Genomic DNA, 21,826 nt, shown 5'->3' with positions numbered 1-21,826 from the left:
GAGCTGGCCCCGGTCGGGGAGGACGTCACACCGTTGAAGAACACCAGGAGAACCGCTGCGGCCGCGACGGCCGCGGCGGTCATAGTCGCGCTCGGCGCGGGTCTTTTCCCGAGCACCGCCGTCGCCGCCGGCTCGGCCCCCGTGCCGAAGGACCCGGCTGATGCCGTCCAGTCGAACACCGAGCACAACATCCCGGGCCCGTTGACCGCGAAGGTGGAGGCCGAGCAGAAGGCCGCCACCGAGCAGGTGCTCAACGGCACCGCCCAGGTCGAGCAGCACAACGGCAGCACCAGCGTGAAGCTCGGCAAGGACAAGTACGTGGAGCTCGCCCGCGAGCGCACGGACAAGATCTTCACGATCCTCGTCGACTTCGGCGACCAGGTCGACAACACCACCAAGACCGCCGACGGCAAGGTCAAGTACGGTGGCGAGGCCGGTCCCAAGCACAACGAGATCGCGGCGCCGGATCGCGCCACGAACAACTCGACCGCCTGGCAGGCCGACTACAACCAGCAGCACTACCAGGACCTGTACTTCTCCAAGGACAAGCCCTCGCTGAAGACCTTCTACGAGAAGCAGTCCTCGGGCCGCTACTCGGTCGACGGCGTGGTCTCGGACTGGGTCCGGGTGCCGTGGAACGAGGCCCGGTACGGCTCCGACTACTGCGGCTCCAACGTCTGCGCGAGCGCCCAGGACCTGATCCGCGACGCCGTGGACATCTGGTACAAGGACCAGCTGGCCAAGGGTCAGACCGACGCGCAGATCAAGGCGACGCTGGCCCAGTACGACCAGTGGGACCGCTACGGTTCGCACCACGACGGGAACTTCAACCAGCCCGACGGGTACATCGACCACTTCCAGATCGTGCACGCCGGTGAGGACAAGTCGGCCGGTGGCGGCAAGCAGGGCACCAAGGCCCTGTGGGCCCACCGCTCTTACGTCTACGGCAACCTGACGGGCCAGGCCGGCCCCGAGGGCAACAAGCTCGGTGGCGTCCAGGTCGGCAGCTCCGGCCTCTGGATCGGCGACTACACGATGCAGCCGGAGAACGGCGGCCTCGGCGTCTTCGCCCACGAGTACGGCCACGACCTCGGTCTGCCGGACCTCTACGACACCGCCGGCAAGGGCATCGACAACTCGGTCGGCTTCTGGTCGCTGATGTCCTCCGGTTCCTGGCTCGGCGAGGGCAAGGACAACATCGGCGACATGCCGAACGACCTCGACGCCTGGAGCAAGTACCAGCTCGGCTGGCTGAAGGTCGACCGCGCCAAGGCGGGCACCGAGTCGACGCACCACATCGGCCCGGTGGAGTACAACACCAACCTGCCGCAGGCGCTCCTCGTCGACCTGCCGAAGAAGAGCATCACCACCGACATCAACAAGCCGTTCGCGGGCGGCAACGAGTGGTGGAGCGGCAGCGCCGACAACCTCAACGTCACGCTCACCCGTGAGCTCGACCTGACCGGCAAGACCAAGGCCAGCATCAACGCCAAGGCCTGGTACGAGCTGGAGCCGGACTTCGACTACGCCTTCGGCGAGGTCTCCACCGACGGTGGCAAGACCTGGACCGTCGTGGACGGCACCTGGAACGGCGCCCCGCTCCCCAAGGAGAACGGCCGCCCGGCCGTCAACGGCCTCGCCGCCGCCTGGGGCGACCTGTCCTTCAACCTGGACGCCTACGCCGGCCAGAAGGTCCAGTTCCGCTACCACAACACCACTGACGGCGGCCTGCACTACCGCGGCTTCGCGGTGGACAACGTCTCGGTGACCGCCGACGGCGCCACCGTGTTCAGTGACGACGTGGAGAACGGTGTCAACGGCTGGGCCGCCACCGGCTTCACCCGCTTCGGCGGCTCGTACACCAAGGACTACGCGCAGTACTACATCGCGGAGAACAAGCAGTACGTGTCGTTCGACCAGACGCTGAAGACCGGCCCGTACAACTTCGGCTTCGCCGACAAGCCGGGCTGGGTCGAGCACTACGCGTACCAGCCCGGTCTGCTGATCTGGTACTGGGACGCGTCGCAGACCGACAACAACGTCAGCGCCCACCCGGGCCACGGCCTGGTCCTGCCGGTCGACTCGCACCCGACCCCGGTCAAGTGGAGCGACGGCAGCCTGATGCGTCCGCGCGTGCAGGGCGCCGACTCCACCTTCGGCTCGCGCCGCGTCCCCGCGCTGACCCTGCACAAGGCCGGCGTCGAGACCGTCATCCCGAAGGCGAAGGGCGTCGACGAGTTCAACGACCTGAAGTCGTGGTGGTCCAAGGACAACCCGTACAGCGGTGTGGACGTGCCGAAGACCGGCACCAGCATCGAGGTCGAGAACGAGTCCTCGAACTACCTGGAGACCTGGATCCGGGTCCGTCCGGTCGACAACTGATCGAGCCCGTAGCGATCAGCCTGTGACCAGGCAGCTCTGACAACTCCACGTCCGGCCCGTCCCCGCATCGCGCGGGGGCGGGCCGGACGCTTTGCCGGGCCTGCCGGTTACCGGGCCCTGTCGGTCCGTCGGTCAGGCCCTGCCGGTCAGGTGCTGTCGGTCAGGTGCTGTCGGCCTTGTGGACGGCGGGCAACCGGTCCAGGAAGGCGGCGGCCGCCACCTCGACGTCGGTGCCCGTCCAGTCCAGGGCGGGCGAGGCGACCGTGACCTCGGTCATCGCCAGGCCCGGCAGCTCGCGCTCGCGCCAGGCGCCGAACAGCCCGATCCCGGTCTCCTCGGCCAGCGCCAGCGAGACCTCCTCCAACTCCTCGGCCGGGTACGGCAACCAGAGCCGGAACTGGTGGGTGTGCGGCGGGGCCGGGTGCACCTGGGCACCGGGGACGGCGGCGAAGGCCCGGGCCAGCGCCTCGGCGACCGTCCGGGCGTGCGACACGTACCGTTCCAGCAGCGGCAGTTCGCGCTCCAGCCCGGCCAGCGCGGCCAGCGCGAACGGCCACTGCTGGAAGAGCTGCCCGCCGTAACGGTGCCGCCAGGCCCTGGCGGTCCGGACGAAGCCGGCCGGACCGGCCAGCGCGGCGCCGCTGATCCCGCCAAGGGTCTTGTAGAAGGAGACGTAGACGGAGTCGGCCAGGGCGACGACCTCCGGCAGCGGGCGGCCGAGGGCGACGGCGGACTCCCAGATCCGGGCGCCGTCCAGGTGCAGCGCCGCACCGTGCTCTTCCCGCACCACCGCGGCCAGGGCCCGCAGCCGCTCCCAGTCGGGCAGCACGAACCCGGCGTCGCGTAGCGGCAGTTCCAGGCTCAGTGCGGCATACGGCTCGTCCAGGGCGCGCAGCTCCGCGGCGGTGGGCTGGCGCGGCGCGGTGGTCGGCCAGACGCTGCGCAGACCGGTGAGGACGCCGAGCGCGTGCCGCTCGTGCCGGTCGGTGTGGGCCAGCGGGTGGGTGGCGACGGTGGGCAGCCCGGCGGCCTCGGCGTGGATCCGCAGGGCGATCTGCTGGGCCATCGTGCCGGTCGGGAAGAAGGCCGCGTCCTCGGTGCCGAGCAGCCCGGCGACCCGGAGTTCCAGGGCGCGGACCACGCCGTCCCCGTACTGGTCCGGCCGGCGGTCCAGGCCGGGGGCGGCCCCGGCCGCCTCCGACAGTGGGTCGGCCAGGGCGGCGAGGCGTTCGCGGATGGTCTGCGGCCGGGCGCCGGACAGGATGCGCTCGCAGCCGCGCAGGGCGGCGAAGCGGCGGTCCGCCGGGTTCGGGCGGTCACTGGCGTCGGGGTCTTCGCTCCTGTTGCCATACATGGGTCGATGGTCCCCCAGCGGGCCGGGCCGGTCAGCGGTGCGGACGGAAGCGGTCCGAGCCCGTCAAACCCCGGCCGCGCGTGGGCCTGGTCACAGGCCTCCGGCCCGGTACGACCGAAGGTAGTAGTCGGTCGGGTCGGGCCCGCGAGCCACCCCGAAGCGGCGGTGGGCGACCGGATCTCATGATCGTCACCCCGTAGGTTCGAACATCCGGCGCCACGCCGACTACACGCGGTAGTACGTCACACGGTTTGGGAGTCCGTTCGGTGGCGGTTACACCTGAGTGGTCCCCCGCTCAGCACGCGCCCGAACGGGTCTCTCGTGCTGCCCTCGTACAACCCGTGAGGTACGGCCACCGATGTCCACCGTCCCGCCCGTGGGGCCGGCCCTGCGCCGGCTCGCCGCCCGAACGGCGGCCCAGGCGGCGGCCTGGCAGCCCCGACTCGGCCACGCCGTCCGCACCCACGCCGCTCCGCTGCGCACGCTCGCCACGCCCCGGCACACCACCCTGCCGGGCAGCCGTCAGCGGGCCGAGCACGACCACGCGCTGATCTCGGTCGGGGCGGCCGCCACACTGCTCGCCGGCGTGCTGCTGGTGGCCGCGCCCGGCAGCGCCTCGGCGCAGACCGTACTGCCCACCACGCCGGGCAGCTCGGCCTTCACCGCGCCGCGGGCGGAGGTGCCCAACGCGGGGCTGGTCCAGGTGGCCGGGCCCAGCCCGTACAAGCTGCCCGAGGACGGCGACACGGCCCAGCAGTTCGTGGCGGTGGCGGTCAACCTGCTGCCGCTCGAGCCGCCCGCCCCGGCCGCGGAGCCGGAGCCCGCCGCCGCGCCGGCGCCCGAACCCGAGGCCGCACCCGCGCCCGCGCCCGAGTGGTCGGCGCCGGTGCCGAACGCGCCGACCAGCAACCCGTACGGGGTGGCCAACCGCGGGTACGCGGCCGGGTACCACACCGGGGTGGACTTCGCGGTCTCCCCGGGCACGCCGCTGCTGGCGGTCGGCAACGCGACCGTGGTGTCGGCCGGTTGGGACGGCGCGTACGGCAAGGAGGTCGTCCTGCGGCTCGCGGACGGGCACTTCGCGCAGTACGCGCACCTGTCCTCGCTCGCGGTCTCGGCGGGCCAGCAGGTGTCGGCCGGCCAGCGGATCGGGCTGTCCGGGAGCACCGGCAACTCGACCGGGCCGCACCTGCACTTCGAGATCCGCACCAGCAACCGCTACGGCGCGGTGGTCGATCCGCTCGCGTACCTCGCGGGGCACGGCGTCACGGACTTCTGACCGCGCGCCACTAGCGGACGGGGGCCGGCGCGGGTGCGGGCGGTGCCGGGGCAGGCGCGGGGACGGGGGCCGGGGCGGCCGGTGCCGGGTGGCTGATCCGGCCGCCGATCTCCAGCGCGACGTCCCGGGCCGCGCCGATCGCCTCGTCCAACGTGGCCGCCGTCTCCAGCGGCTCGCCCCAGACGTTCTCGGCGTGAGCGCAGTCCGGGGCGTTGTCCTGCTTGAGCAGGAACAGCGCCGAGTGGACGGTGAACAGTGCCATCGCGGCCCGCAGCCGGTCCGGGAAGTCCGCCTCCGGCCCGTGCACCAGCTGGATCATGGTGACCATGCGGTCCCGGAAGGCCAGCCCGGCCGGGGACTCCCGCAGCGCGGGCTGGTTCTCGTGGAAGAAGCGCAGCAGCGGGGCCCGCTCGGCCATCCCGTCCGCGAAGCGGCGGATCAGCTCGTCCCGCATCTGCGGGCTCCAGGACTGCTTGCGACCCCACTCGATGGTCTCGTCGATCGGCGCGGCCATCCGCTCGACGATGCCCAGGACGATGTCGTCCTTGGTCTTGAAGTGGTAGTAGAGGGCGGCCTTGGTCACACTCAGGCGGTCGGCGATCTCGCGCAGTGAGGTCTGCTCGTAGCCATGCTCGGAGAAGAGCTCCAGTGACACCTCGATGATGCGAGCCCGGGTGTCGCTGCGGGGGCTGTGCGGAGTGCCCATGGCCTGCCTCATGACTGCGTCGGTGACTGCTGCGGACTCCCGGGTGGCGTCCGCCCCGGGCACCATTCTCCCTGCCCAGGTGGCCGGTTCGAAAACTGGCTTGACGACCGGCTAGTAAACAACTTACCGTGCCGACGATCGATAAAACTAGCCGGGCGACAAGTAAGTGAGCCGCCGCACGGCCCGACGCTCCGTCCGAACCACCCCTCCGGGAGACACCACCTCATGTCACAGTCCAAGACCGCCGGCCCGGTACCGGAGGACAAGACGGCCGAGGAGGAGCAGCCGCGGTCGCCCCGCGAGATCCGCCTCGTGATGATCGGCCTGGTCGTCACCATGCTGCTCGCCATGCTCGACAACCTGATCGTCGGTACCGCGATGCCGACCATCGTCGGCGATCTCGGCGGCGCCGAGCACCTGTCCTGGGTGGTCACCGCGTACACCCTGGCCACCGCCGCCTCGACCCCGATCTGGGGCAAGCTCGGCGACATGTACGGCCGCAAGGGCACCTTCCTCACCTCGATCGTGATCTTCCTGGTGGGGTCGGCGCTGTCCGGCCTGTCGCAGAACATGAACGAGCTGATCGGCTTCCGCGCCGTGCAGGGCCTGGGCGCCGGCGGTCTGATGGTCGGCGTCATGTCGATCATGGGCGCACTGGTCCCGCCGCGCGACCGCGGCAAGTACCAGGGCATGTTCGCCGCGGTGATGGCCCTCGCCACCATCGGCGGCCCGCTGGTCGGCGGCTTCATCACCGACCACCTGAGCTGGCACTGGACCTTCTACATCAACCTGCCGCTCGGTGTGGTCGCGCTCGCCGTGGTCATCGTCACCCTGAAGCTGCCGAAGGTCCGCAGCACCGCCAAGATCGACTACCTCGGCGCGATCCTGCTCACCACCGGCATCACCTCGCTCGTGCTGATCACCACCTGGGGCGGCCAGCAGTACGCCTGGGGCTCCAAGCAGATCCTCGGCCTGGCCGCGCTCGCCGCCGCCTCGCTGATCGCCTTCTGCTACGTGGAGCAGCGGGTCGAGGAGCCGATGCTGCCGCTGAGCCTCTTCAGGAACCTGAACTTCACCCTGGTCTCGATCATCGGCTTCATCGTCGGCTTCGTGATGTTCGGCTCGACCGTCTTCCTGCCGCTCTACCAGCAGGTCGTCCAGGGCGCCTCGGCGACCAACTCCGGCCTGCTGCTGATGCCGATGATGTTCGGCATGCTGGTGATCTCGCTGGTGGTCGGCCAGGCGGTGACCAAAACCGGCAGGTACCGGATCTACCCGATCATCGGCACGATCGTGATGACCGGCGGCCTGGTCCTGCTCTCCACCATGGGCACCGGGACCAGCAGCTTCACCTCGGCCTGCTGGATGATCGTGCTCGGCGCCGGCATGGGCTTCCTGATGCAGATCACCATGCTGGTCGCGCAGAACAGCGTCGAGCTCAAGGACATGGGCGTGGCCAGCTCCACCGCCACCCTGTTCCGCACCATCGGCGGCTCCTTCGGTGTCGCGCTGTTCGGCGCGCTGTTCAACAACCGGGTGACCGACACCATGAAGGAGAAGCTCGGCGAGCAGGCCGCGGCGGGCGGCGGCGTGAAGGACCCGGGCCAGATGAGCCCGGCCGCCCTGCGCAAGCTCCCCGAGAACATCCAGGACGCCTACCACCACGCGGTGTCCAACGGCATGCACACCGTCTTCCTGGTGGGTGCCGGGGTCGCCGTGATCTCGATCGCCGCCGCGCTGTTCCTGCGCGAGGTGCCGCTGCGCGGGGCGGGCAAGGGCGAGAAGCCGGCCGAGGCCTCGCTGGAGGCGGCGGCCGTCTGACCGCCCCCGCTGCGAACGGCGCCCCGGGAGTTCCGCTCCCGGGGCGCCGTCGCGTTCCGGCGCCTACTGGGGAAGTCGGTAGACGCCCTGCTCGACGGGCTCGACCAGACCGTCCGCGACCAGGCCGTCCAGGGCCCGGGCCCGCTGCACGGCGTCCGGCCAGACCGCGTCCAGCCGGGCCTGCTCGACCTCGCCGTGCGCGTCGCGCAGCACCGCGAGCAGCTTGCCGCGCACCTGGCGGTCCGTCCCCTCGTAGGACTGGCCGCGCCGGGCCGGGCCCTCGTGCGGCGGGCGGCCGGCCCGCTGCCAGGCACAGCCGGCGAACAGCGGACACTCCCCGCACTCCGGGCCGCGCGCGGTGCAGACCAGCGCGCCCAGCTCCATCACGCCGACCGCCCAGGTGGCGGCGGTCTCGGCGTCGTCGGGCAGCAGCGTGGTGGCGGTGCGGCGCTCGGCGGCGGTGGTGGCCTGGGCCGGGTACTCGACGCCGGTCACCGCGCGGGCGAACACCCGGCGGACGTTGGTGTCCAGCACCACGTGCCGCTGGCGGAAGGCGAAGGACGCGACCGCGGCGGCGGTGTACTCCCCCACGCCGGGCAACGAGAGCAAGGTGGCATGGTCGTCCGGGACCTCGCCGCCGTGCTCCTCGGTGATCGCCACCGCAGCCGCGTGCAACCGCAGCGCGCGGCGCGGGTAGCCCAGTCGACCCCACATCCGGACCGCCTCGCCGGGCGCCTCGGCGGCGAGGTCGGCCGGGGTCGGCCAGCGGGTCAGCCAGGCCTCCCAGGCGGGCAGCACGCGCTTCACGGGGGTCTGCTGGAGCATGAACTCGCTCACCATGACCGCCCAGGGCGTCGCGTCGGGGGTCCGCCAGGGCAGATCGCGCTTGGTCGCCTCGTACCAGTCCAGGACGGTCGAGTGGAACAGCGGCAGGGGCATCGGGAGCCGGGCGGCTTCGGTGGCGGCGGCGGTGGCGGTGGCGGTGATGGCAGTCATGGCCCTTCGATCCTCCCATGCCCGCCGAGCCGGTCGAAGTGGAGTCGGGACGGAGTCGACGTGGAGTAGAAGCGGCGTCGAAGCGGAGGAAATTACTCCGGATCCCTCGGAGGATTTCCCGGAAATCAGCCCTCCGGGGCTCCCTCGAACGGATCAAATGGCGGATCATGTGAAGGAAGGGACGACTGTGCGGTGTTGGTGAGTCAAACGCCACACACAGTCTCGTAGAGTTTGATCGTGCCCTCTCTGCGTCAACCCGTGGGACCGCTGCCGGCCTCGATCTACTGGCGTCGGCGCGTCGTCGTGCTCGCCGCCGTCGCGGCGGTCATCGCCCTGATCGCCTGGCTGATGACCGATCAGGGCGGGGGCGGTGACGGCGGCTCACCGAGCAAGGCCGCCCAGGCCGTTCCCTCCCAGAACCAGACTCCGGCCCAGGCCATCACGCCCGGCGCCTCGCCGAGCGGCCCCGCGGCGCGCCCCGGCGGATCGGGCAACCCCGCCGGCGGCCCGGTGGCCGGCGGCGGCGGCACCGAGGTCAACCTCAGCGGCGGCGGCACCGGCGGAGCCAACCCGGCCCCCGCAGGCGGTTCCGGCGGCACGGGCGGTGGGGCCGGCGGCACCGGTGGCGGCGCGGCGGGCGGCTCCGGCGGCGGTGCGGCAAGCGGCTCCGGCGGCGCCCCGGCGTTCAACACCCCCGAGGTCATGGCACTTCCGGTCTGCGCCTCCTCGCAGGTCGCCCTGGAACTGGCCGGCGCCCAGAACTCGTACCAGCCCAAGGACAAGCCGCGGCTCGCCCTGACGGTCAAGAACTCCTCCGGCGCCAACTGCCGGGTGGACCTGGGCCGGGTCGCCTCCGCGATCACCGTGAGCGCCAGCAACGGCGACCGGGTCTGGTCCTCCGGCGACTGCCCGGCCGACAAGGGCAGCATCTGGGTGCAGCTGGCGGCGAACGGCAGCCAGACCGAGACCTTCACCTGGGACCGCAGCCGCAGCAAGCCCCAGTGCGCGACCGCGGACGCGGCGCCGCCGGCGAACGGCACCTACGTGGTACTCGCCGAGCTCACCGGGCTCTCCGGGGACAAGGTCTCGGCGCGGGCCTCGATCCGGCTGGACAACTGAGGGACGGTCGACTCCCTTCGGAGCCCCCGGTCGCCGCGCGGCCGGGGGCTCCGGCATTCCGGGCTCTTCCAATTCTTTCGGGCTTCGGGCTCCTTCGGGCTAGCCGGCTCTCAGGCTTGCGGCAAGGGCACCGGGCCGGGACGCGGGACGGCCCCCGGGGAAGCGTTTTCCCCGGGGGCCGGCCGCCGTTCGCGCGTCGGGTCAGACGTAGCGCTCCAGGATGGACGATTCGGCAAGGCGGGACAGGCCCTCGCGGACCGAACGGGCCCGGGTCTCGCCGACGCCCTCGACCGTCTGCAGGTCGTCGATGCTCGCGGCGAGCAGCTTCTGCAGGCCGCCGAAGTGCTCGACCAGGCGCTCTATCACCGTGTTGGGCAGCCGCGGGATCTTCGCCAGCAGGCGGTAGCCGCGCGGCGAGACGGCGGAGTCCAGCGACTCCGGCGTACCCGAGTAGCCGAGCGCCTTGGCGACGGTCTGCAGGTCCAGCAGCTCGGCGTGGGTGAGCGCCTCCAGGTCGGCCAGCACCTCGTTGACCGTCCGGCCCTTCTTGGCGGCCCGCTCCGGGAAGTAGTCCCGGGCGACCAGTTCGCGCTCCGGCTCCACGCCCGCGATCAGCTCGTCCAGCTGCAGCGAGAGCAGACGGCCGTCGATGCCGAGCTCCAGCACGTAGCCGGCGATCTCGGTGGCGATCAGCCGGACCATCTCCAGGCGCTGGGCCACGGCCGTCACGTCCCGGACCGTCACCAGGTCCTCGATCTCCAGCGCGGAGAGCGTGCCGGCCACCTCGTCCAGACGCAGCTTGTAGCGCTCCAGGGTGGCCAGCGCCTGGTTGGCACGGGACAGCACGGTGGTGGAGTCCTCCAGCACCCGGCGGGTGCCGTTGACGTACATCGCGATCAGCCGCATCGAGTGCGAGACCGCGACCACCGGGTAGCCGGTCTGCCGGTTGACCCGCTCGGCGGTGCGGTGGCGGGTACCGGTCTCGTCGGTCGGGATGGTCGAGTCCGGCATCAGGTGCACGCCGGCCCGGACGATCTTGGTGATGTCCTTGTCGAGCACCACCGCGCCGTCGAGCTTGCACAGCTCGCGCAGCCGGGTGGCGGTGAACTCGACGTCCAGGACGAAGCCACCGGTGCAGAGGGGCTCGACGGTCCTGTCGAAACCCAGCACGATCAGGCCACCGGTGTTGGCCCGCAGGACCCGCTCCAGGCCGTCACGCAACGCCGTGCCGGGCGCGATGGCGGTGAGGGAGGCACGCAGCAGGGCCTCCTCACGGGAGGCCTTGTCCGCCCCCCGGTCGCTGGCTGCCACGTGACTCCTCCGGTCGACCCCGTGCCGCGCGCCTCGCGCCGTGCGACGGTCCGCGGTCTGTTGCTCTGTCGCTCAGTACCGCTCGGTACTGCCTTCTGGCCAATGAGACTGGGGAAAGTCTAACTGTGTGTGGCTTCGGCAGGGCTTGGGTCAGCGGAGTTCGTCGGAGTCGAGCGGCTCCCAGCCGTCCATCAGCTCCTCCGGGTAGGCCGCGACCCGGGCCGAGCGCGGGGCCGGCGGCGCCGACGGTGCCTCAGTGCGGGCCTCGCCACGGGCCTCGGCACGGGCCTCGCCGCGCGGTTTGGCGGCGGCCCGGCGGCGGCCCGGGATGGCCCGCAGCGCCTCGCCGATGTCGGCCACCTCGACCACCTTCATGCCCGTCGGCACCTTGCCCGGGTCCGGCGGGACCAGGGCATGGGTGAAGCCCAGCCGGTGCGCCTCGGCGAGCCGCCGCTGCACACCCGTCACCCGCCGCACCTCGCCCGCCAGGCCGACCTCCCCGATCGCCACCAGGTTGCTGGGCAGCGGGGTGTCGGTGGAGGAACTGGCCACCGCGAGCGCGACCGCGAGGTCGGCGGACGGCTCGCTCAGCTTCACCCCGCCCACCGTCGCGGTGTAGATGTCCTGCTTGCCGAGCTTCACACCGCCGTGCCGCTCGACGACGGCCAGGATCATCGCGATCCGGGGCGACTCCAGGCCCGATGTCGTCCGGCGCGGCGAAGGGATCTGCGAATCCACCATCAGCGCCTGCACCTCGGCGACCAGCGGGCGCTTGCCCTCCAGGGTGACGGTGAGGCAGGTGCCGGGGACGGGCTTGTCACGCCTGGTCAGGAACAGGCCCGACGGGTCGGCCAGGCCGACGATGCCCTCGTCGTGCAGCTCGAAGCAGCCCACCTCGTCGGTCGCGCCGTAACGGTTCTTGACCCCGCGGATGAGGCGCAGCCGGGCGTGCCGGTCGCCCTCGAAGCTGAGCACCACGTCCACCAGGTGCTCCAGCAGGCGCGGGCCGGCGATCTGACCGTCCTTGGTGACGTGACCGACCAGCAGGGTGGCCATGCCGCGCTCCTTGGACGCGCGGATCAGCGCGGCCGCCACCTCCCGGACCTGGGCCGGGCCGCCCGGGGCGCCGTCCAGCTCGGCGGAGGCGATGGTCTGCACCGAGTCCAGGATCAGCAGGCCGGGGTTGACCGCCTCGATGTGCCCCAGCACGGCGCCCAGGTCGGACTCGGCGGCGAGGTAGAGGTGCTCGGAGAGGGCGTTGATCCGGTCGGCGCGCAGCCGGACCTGGCCGGCCGACTCCTCGCCGGTGACGTAGAGCGTGCGGTGCCGGTCGGTGGCCGCCTTGGCCGCGACGTCCAGCAGCAGGGTGGACTTGCCGACGCCGGGCTCGCCCGCCAGCAGCACCACCGCGCCGGGGACCAGCCCGCCGCCGAGCACCCGGTCCAGCTCCGGCACGCCCGTCGAACGGGCCGTCGCGACCTGGCCGTCCACCTGGGCGATCGGACGGGCGGGCGCGCTGACCGGGCCGGCGGCCGTCGTCCGGATCGGCACGGCGCCGTACTCCTCGACCGTCCCCCAGGCGTTGCACTCCGGGCAGCGGCCGACCCACTTGGGCAGCTGGTTGCCGCACTCGGTGCAGCGGTACGCCGGGCGCGGCTTGGCGGTGGTCTTGGAACGCGGAGGCATGCGGCCCACGGTAGCGCCTGGGTACGACAGCGACCGTCCGCCACCGGACTCGCCGTGCATCCACACAGATGGGCGATGTTGTTACCCGAAAGAAGTACATACCCGTCGATTGGCGGGGACAGGCCGTCCGGGGTCTCTACCGTCGGACGGGTGACAACGCGAACTGTTGGGCCGGCCGGGCCGCAGACACCCGCCGTACTCGCGGCGTACGACCGGCAGGCGGACGGCCTCTTCACCTACTGCCTCTCGGTGCTGTGCGAGCACGACGCCGCCGCCGACGCCCTGCGCGAGGTCCGTGAACTGGCGCAACGGCACGGCGCCCGGCTGGCCGAGCCCGGGCTGGTACGGGCCTGGCTGTTCTCGCTGGCCCGGTACTGCTGCCTGCGGCGACTCGCGGACGGGGTCGGGACCGGGGCCGGCGCTGGGGTCGGGGTCGGGGGCGGGAATGGGTTCGAGGGCGGGCGGCCCTCCGGAGTGGAGCCGAGCGAGGCCGAGGCGGCCCGGCGGCGCCGCGAGCTGGCCTCGCTCGCCTGGCCGGAAGCAGCCGGCACCGACCCGGAGCAGCGCGAGGCGCTGGAGTTGTCCGTCCGGCACCGGCTGACCCCGCTGGAAGTGGCGGCGGTGCTGGGCCAGCCGTTCGAACGGACCCGCGAGCTGCTGGCCGGTGCCGAGGCCGAGGTCGCCCGGACGAGGGCGGCGCTGCTGGTGCTCGGTGTGGGCAGCTGCCCGGAGCTGGACCGGCTCGGCGGGGCCGGGGCGGAGTCCTGGCGGGACTGGGTGCTCGGCCCGGCGCTGCGGCGGGAACTGGTGCAGCACGTGGTGGACTGCCCGACCTGCCGGGGGACGGCGGAGCGGGTGGCCGGCGAGGCGGCGGAGGGGTCGGCGGGGCTGTCCGGGCTGCCGTTGCTGGGCGCTCCGCAGGGTTGGGTGGGGGTGGCAGGTGCCATGCCTGTCCGGGGTGTCGCGGTTGTCGGGGGTGCCGCGGTTGTCGGGGGTGTCTCCGGTCGGGGGGTGCCGGAGCCCGCGCTGCGGTTCGACCAGAGCGGCTTTCCCCGGCACCGGGCGCCGGACGCCGGGCGCGGGCTGGCGGTCCGCCGACGGGTGGTGACCACGGGGGTGCTCGCGGCCGTCCTGGCGGCACCGGTGGTCGCGCTCTGGGCCGGGCACCGGAACGGCGGCGGGCCGGGGGCGGCGGCCTCCGTGTCGGCGGTGCGAGTGGACGAGGCCGGTCGGGAGACCGGGCAGCGGCCGCCGAAATCGGGGGTCGGGGGCCCGGCCGGGCCGGGGGTACCGGGGCTGGAGCTGGCGGGGGCGGGCGGTGCCGGCGCGGGCGGTGTCAGCGGTGCAGAAACGTTGCTTCCAGGTTTTCCACGGCTGACCTTCCAGGGCGCGGTGATCCCGGTCCCAGCCCACGGCGCCACCCCGCTCAGCAGCCCGACCCTGGTCGCCGCCCCGGCCCCCGTCGTCGACCGGGCCTCCGCACCGGGGACGCCCGAACCGGCCCCGGCCGGACTCCTCACCGTCGAAGCCGGCGAGTACGGCAGCCGTACGGTCCTCACCCTCACCAACTCCGGCACCACGGAGATCCGCTGGCACGCGGTGACGGACGCCGGCTGGCTCCGGCTCAGCCGCGACTCCGGCACACTCGCGCCCGGCCAGCGGATCACCGTGATCGTCACCGTGGACGAGGACCTCGCGCCGAGCACGCACTGGACCGCCCGGATCGCACTGCCGCCCTCGCAGGCGGTGGTCACCCTGGAAGGCGGCCCGCACAACCGCGGCGGCTCGACCCCCACCCCGGCCGACCCGTCCCCGACGGCCACCGCCCCACCGACGGCCACCCCTTCGCCGACCGCCACGGGCGCGCCTTCACCGTCGGGCTCGCCGTCGTCGCCCTCGTCACCGGCGACGCCGTCCGGCACGCCGACGGGTTCGCCGTCCCCCTCGGGCACCCCGACGGCAGCGCCGACGAGCAGCGCCTCTCCACATCCGACGGGGACACCCACGGCTCCGGCGTCAGCACCGGCACCGGCATCGGCGCATTAGGGCGAACGCCGGTTCGGCAGAGGTGTCACCCGACGGGCGTTTCGGGCTTCCGAGCCGCGTGAGCCGTGCACGGGAAGTCGACCAGGCCGACTTCCCGTGCACGGGTGACGGAGCTTGGCCGGGCTTCGGTGCCGGGGCTGGGGTGGGTGTCAGGTGCGGTGGATCGGGGGGACCTGGTAGGTGCCGTCCAGGACCAGGGGTTTGGGCTGGTAGAGGCGGATGATGGGGCGGAATTCGCCGGGTGGGGTGGGGAGCCAGTTGGCGGCGGCGGTCGGGTCCTCGGGCTGGTCGTGCTGGAGGGTCAGGGTGAGGGAGCCGTCGTCGCCGTAGACCAGGCCGGGAGTGCGGTCGCCGATCGAGTAGCGGTCGATCGGGTTCTCCACCAGGTAGTAGTCCGGGACGGAGTACATCGTGACGGACCAGAAGGCCTCGGTCGGGGGCAGCAGGTCGAAACGCAGGGTGTAGCTGTTGGCGCCGGTGAGGGGGCGGCCGTCCGAGTCGTCGTAGGTCATCGCGTACGAGGCCTCGTAGGCGTGGTTGCCCCAGAGGCCGGCCCGGGCGGCGGCGGCGCGGCTGAGGTAGGCGGCGCGACGGTCGGGGATGCGCCATTCGGGGTCGTCCAGGGTGCCGGGGCCGAGGTGGTCGGTGTTGTAGTCGAAGAGGTGGAGTGCGGAGCGCCATTCGCCGGGCGGGTGGTCTTCGGGTGGGCGGGTGGCGTCCTCGACCCGTTCGCGGCCGGCGGCCAGGCCTTTGGCCAGTGAGAGGGTCCATTCGGGGACGGCCGCGCGGTACGGGGAGGCGCCGTCGTCCAGCAGGCCGAGCGGGGCGAAGCGCCGCTGGTACTCGATGTCCGCGGTGGCCGGCAGGAAGGCCTGCATCCACACCCGCAGGCGTTCGAAGAAGGCCAGCCGCTCGGGGACGTTCGGGTCGGGCTCGGGCAGTCCGGCGACCAGGCCGCCGGGCTCCAGCGGTTCCAGGACGAGGGCGGACTGCAGGGCCCGGACCCGGGGCAGGTCGTCCGGGCCGGTGCAGGCGAACCGGCCGACCACGGTGCCGACCGTGGTCGGCAGCTCGATCACGCGGTCCGGGTCCGGCGGGGTGCCGTGCCAGCCGGGCGGGACGATCAGCCAGGTCTGCGCGCTGGTGCCGGTGGCGCGGCGGCCGAGGTAGGCGACGTTGTCCGTCCAGGCGTCGATGAACTGCAGCACGTAGTAGGAGCCCGCGGTGTCCGGGACGTGGAGCACCTGCGGGCCCTCGGAGAGGTCGAGCTGGGCGATCGAGTAGATGGTGTCGTTGTTGACCGAGACGAACTCGTCGGACGGGCCGGCCAGCCGGGTGGCGTGGCTGAAGTGGTTGAACGGCGCCGCCGGCAGGGTGCCCAGGCCGCCCCGGGTGAAGCGATCGACCATGGTGAGGCCGGCGACCAGCGGGTAGCCGTAGACGTACGCGTCGGCGGCCAGTGCCTCCAGCTCGGGCTGGTTCATCGGGGGTCCTTCGTACGGTCGGTCGGAACAAGGGGGTCAGTCGGGACAACGGGGTCGGTCGGGACGAGGGGCGGCTTTCGTCAGCGCGGGTCGAGCGGCGGGAGCCGCCAGCGGCCGTCGAGGACGGCCCGGTGCGGGCCGTAGAGCCGGAGCACCACGGTGAACGGGCCGTCCGGGGCGGGCAGCCAGTTGGCGGAGTGTTCGGCGTTGGCGGGCCGCTTGTGCCGGACATAGAGGGTGAGTCCGCCGTCCGGGTCGCGGACCAGTCCGGGGGTGCGGTCGCCGATCGAGTAGCGGTCCAGGGTGTTGTCGACCAGCCGGTGGTCCGGGAGCGCGTACAGGGTGGCGGACCAGGCGAAGCGGGCCGGCGGCAGCGCGTCCGGGGTGAAGCGGATGACGTGGTCGCGGTCGCTCGCGTCCGGCGGCCGGCGGCCCGTGCCATCCGCCTCCCAACGGCCGTACCAGGCCTCCTCGGTGGGCAGTCCGTGGAGGTCGGCCGCGGCGCCGACGGCTTGCCGGAGGAAGTCCGCGCCGACCTGCTCGCGGGTGCCGAACAGCCCGGCGCGGTCGCGGAGTTCGGCGGTGGCGCGCCGCAGCCGCGCGCGGCCGTCGGCGATGCCTCGTTCGATCTCGGCGCGCAGCTCCAGCGGGAGGGCGGCGGGCTCGAACTCGCCACGGCCGTCGACGCCGAGGTCGGCGAGGCGGCCGCGCAGGTCGGTCTCGGCGGGCGGCAGCCGGACGGGGCCGTCCGCCGGGAAGAAGCCGAGCAGGAAGTCGAGGAAGGCGAGGAACTCGACGCCGTCCGGGACCTCCTCACGCCAGACCGGCCAGAGCGGCTCCGGGGCGGGCGGCGGCGCGGGAGTACCGGCGTATTCGTGCAGCGGGCGCAGCCGATACCGCTCCTGGACGGCGGCGAGCTCGGCGACCTCGGCGGGGGTGTTCCCGGCGAGCCGGGTACGGCCGAGGATGCCGACCAGCCGGGTGGCGGTACGGATCACGCCGCGGATGCCGGGCGGGGGCTCGCCCTGCCAGTCGGGGCCAGCCACCAGGTGGTCGCCGGCTTCCGGGCCGGTGGTCCGGGAGCCGATGAAACCGGCGTACACGGTGTCGAGTTCGTGCAACGGGAGGACGTAGTAGCGGTCCTCAGCGGGAACCGAGACCACCCAGGGCTCGGTGCGCAGGTCGAGCCAGGCCCGGGAGTACGGGGTGTCCCCGGCCTCGCCGCCGGTGATGCCGCCGGTCAGGGGCTCGGCGGGCGTGCGGGCGGAGGTGTCGGCGGGGGTGGGTGGCTGCGGGTGGTGGCGGAAGACGCCGAAGCCGCCGACGTACGACGGGTCCGCGTCGTCCAGGGCCTGGGCGTAGAGGGCGCGGTAGTTGCGCAGCATCGGTTGGGCGCGGATCCAGGCCTCGGCGGCGGTCGCGCGGACGGTGGCCGGGTCCACGAGTGCCGGGTTGACCATGCTGTCGCTCTCCCACTCCGAATCCGGTGGAACCGCCACAGATCTGTACAGACCTGTACAGATGGGATGCTAAGTGGGGCGGGAGGGGGCGGCATGTCGGATCGGGTGCCTCGCGGCATCTGCTCGACGCTGCGGCATTCGCTCGACACCTCGGCATTCGCTCGGCGCCACGGCATTCGCTCGACACCGCGACATCTGCTGAGCGCGAATCCGGGCGTACGGGCGGAGCGACGGGGAGAGGGTGAGCGGTATGAAGATCCTCTTGCTCGGGGGCTCGTCCTTCCTCGGACGGGCCTACGCCGCCGAAGCCCTCGCCCGGGGGCACCAGGTGACCACCTTCAACCGCGGCCACAGCGCCGCCGACCTGCCCGGCGTCGAGGCCGTCCGGGGTGACCGCGACAGCGCCGAGGACCTCGCCCGGCTGGTCGACGGCCGCGACTGGGACGCCGTCGTCGACACCTCCGCCCAGCAGCCCGCCCAGGCCTCGCTCGCCGCGCGGCTGCTGCGCGAACGGGCCGGGCACTACACCTTCGTCTCCTCTGTGCACGCCTTCACCGACTGGCCCGCCCGGGTGATCGGCGAGGACTCCCCACGACACCCCTGCCCCGCCGACACCCCGCCCGACCAGCCGTTCAGCCCCGCCCTGAAGGCCGGCTGCGAACGCGCGGTGCTGGAGGGCTTCGGCGCCGAGCGCTCGCTGCTCCTCAACAGCGGGCTGCTCATCGGACCGTACGAGAACGGCGGCCGGCTGCCCTGGTGGCTGGAGCGGATGGCGCGCGGCGGGCGGGTGCTCGCCCCGGGGGATCCGCAGCGGACCATGCAGGTGATCGACGTCCGGGACTTCGCCGCCTTCGGGCTGGACCTGCTGACGGCCCGGACGACGGGCCGGTTCCTCACCACGGCGCCGCCCGGACGGCTGCGCTTCGGCGAGTGGCTGGAGACCTGTCGGGCGGTCGCGGGAGCCCCGGACACCGAACTGGTCTGGGTCCCGGACGGGCCGCTGCTCGCCGAGGGGCCGGACCGGGTCGAGCCGTGGACCGAGCTGCCGCTCTGGGCCCCGGATCTGCCCGAGATGGCGGGCGCCTGGCTCGCCGACACCAGCCGGGCGGAGGCGGCCGGGCTGCGCTGCCGGCCGTTCGCCGAGACCGCGCGGGACACCTGGGAGTGGCTGCGGACCCGCGGGCCCGCCGAGGACACCGATGCCGACGGGCGCAAGGGGCGGCCGGGCGCGGTGGCGCGACAGGGCATCGAACCCGCGAAGGAGCGACGGCTGTTGGCCGCCTTCGGGTGAGCGAGCCCGCGGAGCGAGCCGGGTGAGCGAGGGCCGGAGCGAGCCGGCGGAGTGGGAAGTCGGACCGGCCGACTTCCCACTCACCAACGGCACCCCACGCGTACGGCCTCGGTGCGTCCAGCCTCAGGGCGTAGAGCCTCAGTGCGTCCGGCGGGTGACCAGCTCGGCGAGCGTCAGCAGTTCGTCGGCCGCGGACGGTTCCGGTACGGCGGCGGCCAGCTGCGCCATCGCCGTGGCCATCCGCTCACAGGACTGCCCCTGCGCCCAGCCGCGCCCGCCGGCCCCCTCGACGGCCGCCGCGCACTGCGCCAACTCCTCGGGGCTCAGCGCGCGTTCGAGTGCGTACAGCTCGGCCAGCCGCTTGCCCTCGACGGTGTCGGAGCCCAGCGCCGCGACGACCGGCAGGGACTTCTTCCGGGCGACCAGATCCGCGCCGACCGGCTTGCCGGTCACCGCCGGGTCCCCCCAGATGCCGATCAGGTCGTCGATCAGCTGGAACGCCAGGCCGATCTCCCGGCCGAAGCCGTCCATCGCCTGCGCCGCCTCCTCGGACGCGCCGCCGTACAGGGCGCCCATCGCGCAGGCGGCGCCGAGCAGCGCGCCGGTCTTGGCCTCCGCCATGGCCAGGCACTCGGGCAGCGAGACGTCGTTGCGCTGTTCGAAGGCGCAGTCGATCTGCTGGCCCTCACAGAGTTCGACCACGCAGTCGGCGAGTCGGCGGATCGAGCCGTGGGCGGCCGGGTGGGTGTCCTCGGCGAGCAGGCGCAGCGCGAGGGAGTGCATGGCGTCTCCGGCCAGGATGGCCTCGGTGGTGCCGAACACCCGCCAGGCGGTGGGCCGATGGCGCCGGGTGTCGTCCCGGTCGATGACGTCGTCGTGGAGCAGGGTGAAGTTGTGCACCAGCTCCACCGCGGCGGCCGCGGCGGCGGCCTCGCCGGGCGTACCGCCCAGGGCCTGGGTGGCGGCGAGGACCAGGGCCGGCCGGATCGCCTTGCCGGAGGAGGCCGCGGCGGGCGTGCCGTCCGCCTCCCACCAGCCGAAGTGGTAGCCGGCGACCTTGCGCATCGTGCCGGGCAGTGAGTCGACGGCGGCCCGCATGACCGGGTCGACCAGTGCGCGGGCGCGGGCGAGGATCTCGGCCGCCTCGTGCCCCTCTTTGTGGTCCCGCTCCAGCGTGGGACTCGTCATGGGTCTCTCCCCCTTGTTGGCGCCTGTCGTGGGATGGTCCGGCGCGGGGCGGGCCGGGGTCGTGCCGCTGTGGGTGTCGGGCGGTGTCCGGGTGCGGCGGGACGCATCGGGGCCCGCCGGGATGCGTCGGAACGCGCCGGAACACGTGGAACGCACTGCCGGCCGGGGTGCGGTGGGCACCTCCGGCCGGACGGCGCGGATCTCCGATCGGCCCCGCCGGGCCCGTCAGCGCTGCGCGATGTCCACGTTCTCCAGGACGCCGACCGCGTCCGGCACCAGGATCGCGGCGGAGTAGTAGGTGCTCACCAGGTAGGAAATGATGGCCTTGTCATCGATTCCCATGAACCGCACCGAAAGGCTCGGCTGGTATTCGTCCGGAATTCCGGTCTGGTGCAGCCCGATGACACCCTGGTTGTCCTCGCCGATTCGCATCCCGATGATCGAGCTGGTGTTTCCGACGATCGGGATCTTGTTGCACGGGAAGACCGGCACCCCGCGCCAGGACATGATCTGCTTGCCCTCGACGTCGACCGTGCCCGGGTTGATGCCGCGCTTGTTGAGCTCCCGGCCGAAGGCGGCGATGGCCTTGGGGTGGGCCAGGAACATCTTGGTGCTGCGGCGGCGGCTGAGCAGCTCGTCCATGTCGTCCGGGGTGGGCGGGCCGGAGTGGGTCTGGATCCGCTGGTCGTACGCGGCGTTCGCCAGCAGGCCGAACTCGGGGTTGTTGACGAGCTCGTGCTCCTGGCGCTCGCGCAGGGCCTCGATGGTCAGCCGGAGCTGGTGCTCGGTCTGGTTCATCGGCTGGTTGTAGAGGTCGGCGACGCGGCTGTGGACCTTGAGGATGGTCTGCGCGACGCTCAGCTCGTACTCACGCGGCTTGAGCTCGTAGTCCACGAAGGCGCCGGGCAGCTCGTACTCGCCCAGGTGGCCGGCGGAGAGGTCGATCGCGGCCTCGCCGTGCTTGTTCTGCGCCTGCTGGAAGCCGTTCAGGTATTCGATGACCTGCAGTTGCAGCGCCTCGGAGCGGTCGTGCAGCTCCTCGAAGGAGGGCCAGGACAGCGCCATCACGGTGCCGGAGGTCGCGGCGCGGACGGTGTACGGCCAGGTGCCGCCGTCCTGCTGGACCGCCTCGTCGCCGAGGTGGTCGCCGTCGGCGAGGGTGCCGACCACCGTCTCCTCGCCGTACTTGCCGGTGCCCATCCGGTCGAGCTTGCCGTGCGCGATCAGGAAGACCTCACTGATCGGCGTACCGGCCTCGACCAGGACGTCCCCCGGGTTGAACTCCCGCTGCACGAAGCGCGAGGCCAGCTCCTCGAGCACGGCCTCGTCCTGGAATCCGCGCAGCACCGGCACCTCGGCGAGCGTCGGCGGGACGATCCGTACCTCGGCGCCGGTCTTGACGAAGCTCACCCGGCCGCGGCCGACCGCGTAGCGCAGGCGGCGGTTGACCCGGTAGGTCCCGCCGGAAACCTGCACCCAGGGCAGCCGCCTGAGCAGCCAGCGCGGGCTGATGCCTTGCATCTGCGGCGCGGACTTGGTGGTCGTGGCGAGGTTCCGCGCGCCCGCCGTGCTCAGACTCTGCTGCTGCCGGATATCCGCCTGCGCGCCGGGCGCAGGAATACCGGCATTGGTTTCGGTCGACATGAGGGGAACCCTTCGCGTGCCCGATGAAGTGTCGCTCTGCACATTCGTGTTGCAGCTTC

At 72.7% G+C, this 21,826-nt stretch carries 15 protein-coding genes; 6 read left to right on the top strand and 9 right to left on the bottom strand.

The features are described from left to right. Positions 1-33 precede the first annotated feature (33 nt). Positions 34-2,382 (top strand): immune inhibitor A domain-containing protein, encoded by a 2,349-nt coding sequence (locus tag ACIBEC_RS32165; protein WP_360495752.1) that lies wholly within the window; start codon positions 34-36, stop codon positions 2,380-2,382. 160 nt (positions 2,383-2,542) lie between these two features. Here ACIBEC_RS32165 and ACIBEC_RS32160 read toward each other — a convergent pair whose 3' ends face one another. Beyond that, complete coding sequence (locus ACIBEC_RS32160; RefSeq protein WP_360495755.1) at positions 2,543-3,736, bottom strand: beta-eliminating lyase-related protein; 1,194 nt, start codon at positions 3,734-3,736, stop codon at positions 2,543-2,545. 358 nt (positions 3,737-4,094) lie between these two features. Between ACIBEC_RS32160 and ACIBEC_RS32155 the strand changes: the two genes are divergently transcribed. After that, on the top strand, positions 4,095-5,015 hold the full coding sequence (locus ACIBEC_RS32155) for a M23 family metallopeptidase (protein ID WP_360495757.1): 921 nt from the start codon (positions 4,095-4,097) through the stop codon (positions 5,013-5,015). 10 nt (positions 5,016-5,025) lie between these two features. On the opposite strand, the gene ACIBEC_RS32150 is transcribed toward ACIBEC_RS32155, so the two are convergent. After that, a complete protein-coding gene (locus ACIBEC_RS32150; RefSeq protein WP_360495760.1) occupies positions 5,026-5,721 on the bottom strand; it encodes a helix-turn-helix domain-containing protein in 696 nt (231 codons plus the stop codon). Positions 5,722-5,946: 225 nt separating this feature from the next. Here ACIBEC_RS32150 and ACIBEC_RS32145 point away from each other — a divergent pair, with 225 nt between their 5' ends. Then, positions 5,947-7,542: an MDR family MFS transporter gene (locus ACIBEC_RS32145; RefSeq protein WP_360495763.1), complete on the top strand. Its 1,596-nt coding sequence runs from the start codon at positions 5,947-5,949 to the stop codon at positions 7,540-7,542. A gap of 63 nt (positions 7,543-7,605) precedes the next feature. Here ACIBEC_RS32145 and ACIBEC_RS32140 read toward each other — a convergent pair whose 3' ends face one another. Next, entirely contained in the window at positions 7,606-8,538 is a 933-nt protein-coding gene (locus ACIBEC_RS32140) for an A/G-specific adenine glycosylase (protein WP_396289518.1), read from the bottom strand. A gap of 237 nt (positions 8,539-8,775) precedes the next feature. Here ACIBEC_RS32140 and ACIBEC_RS32135 point away from each other — a divergent pair, with 237 nt between their 5' ends. Further along, entirely contained in the window at positions 8,776-9,657 is an 882-nt protein-coding gene (locus tag ACIBEC_RS32135; RefSeq protein ID WP_360495766.1) for a hypothetical protein, read from the top strand. 201 nt (positions 9,658-9,858) lie between these two features. On the opposite strand, the gene disA is transcribed toward ACIBEC_RS32135, so the two are convergent. Both disA and radA read right to left on the bottom strand, forming a co-directional pair. Then, positions 9,859-10,917, bottom strand: coding sequence for a DNA integrity scanning diadenylate cyclase DisA (disA, locus tag ACIBEC_RS32130; protein ID WP_360496087.1), 1,059 nt, complete (start codon positions 10,915-10,917; stop codon positions 9,859-9,861). Positions 10,918-11,118: 201 nt separating this feature from the next. Beyond that, positions 11,119-12,654 (bottom strand): DNA repair protein RadA, encoded by a 1,536-nt coding sequence (gene radA / locus ACIBEC_RS32125; RefSeq protein ID WP_360495769.1) that lies wholly within the window; start codon positions 12,652-12,654, stop codon positions 11,119-11,121. A gap of 150 nt (positions 12,655-12,804) precedes the next feature. Between radA and ACIBEC_RS32120 the strand changes: the two genes are divergently transcribed. Beyond that, positions 12,805-14,700 carry a hypothetical protein gene (locus ACIBEC_RS32120; protein WP_360495772.1) on the top strand — a complete coding sequence of 632 codons (1,896 nt, stop codon included), beginning with the start codon at positions 12,805-12,807 and terminating at the stop codon, positions 14,698-14,700. A gap of 149 nt (positions 14,701-14,849) precedes the next feature. Here ACIBEC_RS32120 and ACIBEC_RS32115 read toward each other — a convergent pair whose 3' ends face one another. Together ACIBEC_RS32115 and ACIBEC_RS32110 are read right to left on the bottom strand one after the other, a co-directional pair. Beyond that, positions 14,850-16,184, bottom strand: coding sequence for a DUF1254 domain-containing protein (locus ACIBEC_RS32115; RefSeq protein ID WP_360495775.1), 1,335 nt, complete (start codon positions 16,182-16,184; stop codon positions 14,850-14,852). Between the two features lie 80 nt (positions 16,185-16,264). Further along, complete coding sequence (locus ACIBEC_RS32110; protein WP_360495778.1) at positions 16,265-17,644, bottom strand: DUF1254 domain-containing protein; 1,380 nt, start codon at positions 17,642-17,644, stop codon at positions 16,265-16,267. A gap of 250 nt (positions 17,645-17,894) precedes the next feature. Here ACIBEC_RS32110 and ACIBEC_RS32105 point away from each other — a divergent pair, with 250 nt between their 5' ends. Then, on the top strand, positions 17,895-18,935 hold the full coding sequence (locus ACIBEC_RS32105) for an NAD-dependent epimerase/dehydratase family protein (RefSeq protein WP_360495781.1): 1,041 nt from the start codon (positions 17,895-17,897) through the stop codon (positions 18,933-18,935). A gap of 138 nt (positions 18,936-19,073) precedes the next feature. Here ACIBEC_RS32105 and ACIBEC_RS32100 read toward each other — a convergent pair whose 3' ends face one another. Then, positions 19,074-20,123 carry a family 2 encapsulin nanocompartment cargo protein polyprenyl transferase gene (locus ACIBEC_RS32100; protein ID WP_360495784.1) on the bottom strand — a complete coding sequence of 350 codons (1,050 nt, stop codon included), beginning with the start codon at positions 20,121-20,123 and terminating at the stop codon, positions 19,074-19,076. A 225-nt stretch (positions 20,124-20,348) separates the two neighbouring features. Continuing rightward, positions 20,349-21,767 carry a family 2B encapsulin nanocompartment shell protein gene (locus tag ACIBEC_RS32095; protein ID WP_360495786.1) on the bottom strand — a complete coding sequence of 473 codons (1,419 nt, stop codon included), beginning with the start codon at positions 21,765-21,767 and terminating at the stop codon, positions 20,349-20,351. Positions 21,768-21,826 lie beyond the last annotated feature (59 nt).

Source organism: Kitasatospora sp. NPDC051164 (assembly GCF_044455625.1).
GTDB lineage: Bacteria > Actinomycetota > Actinomycetes > Streptomycetales > Streptomycetaceae > Kitasatospora.
The sequence above is the reverse complement of the archived record's forward strand: the minus strand, read 5'-3'. Positions and strand labels throughout refer to the sequence as shown.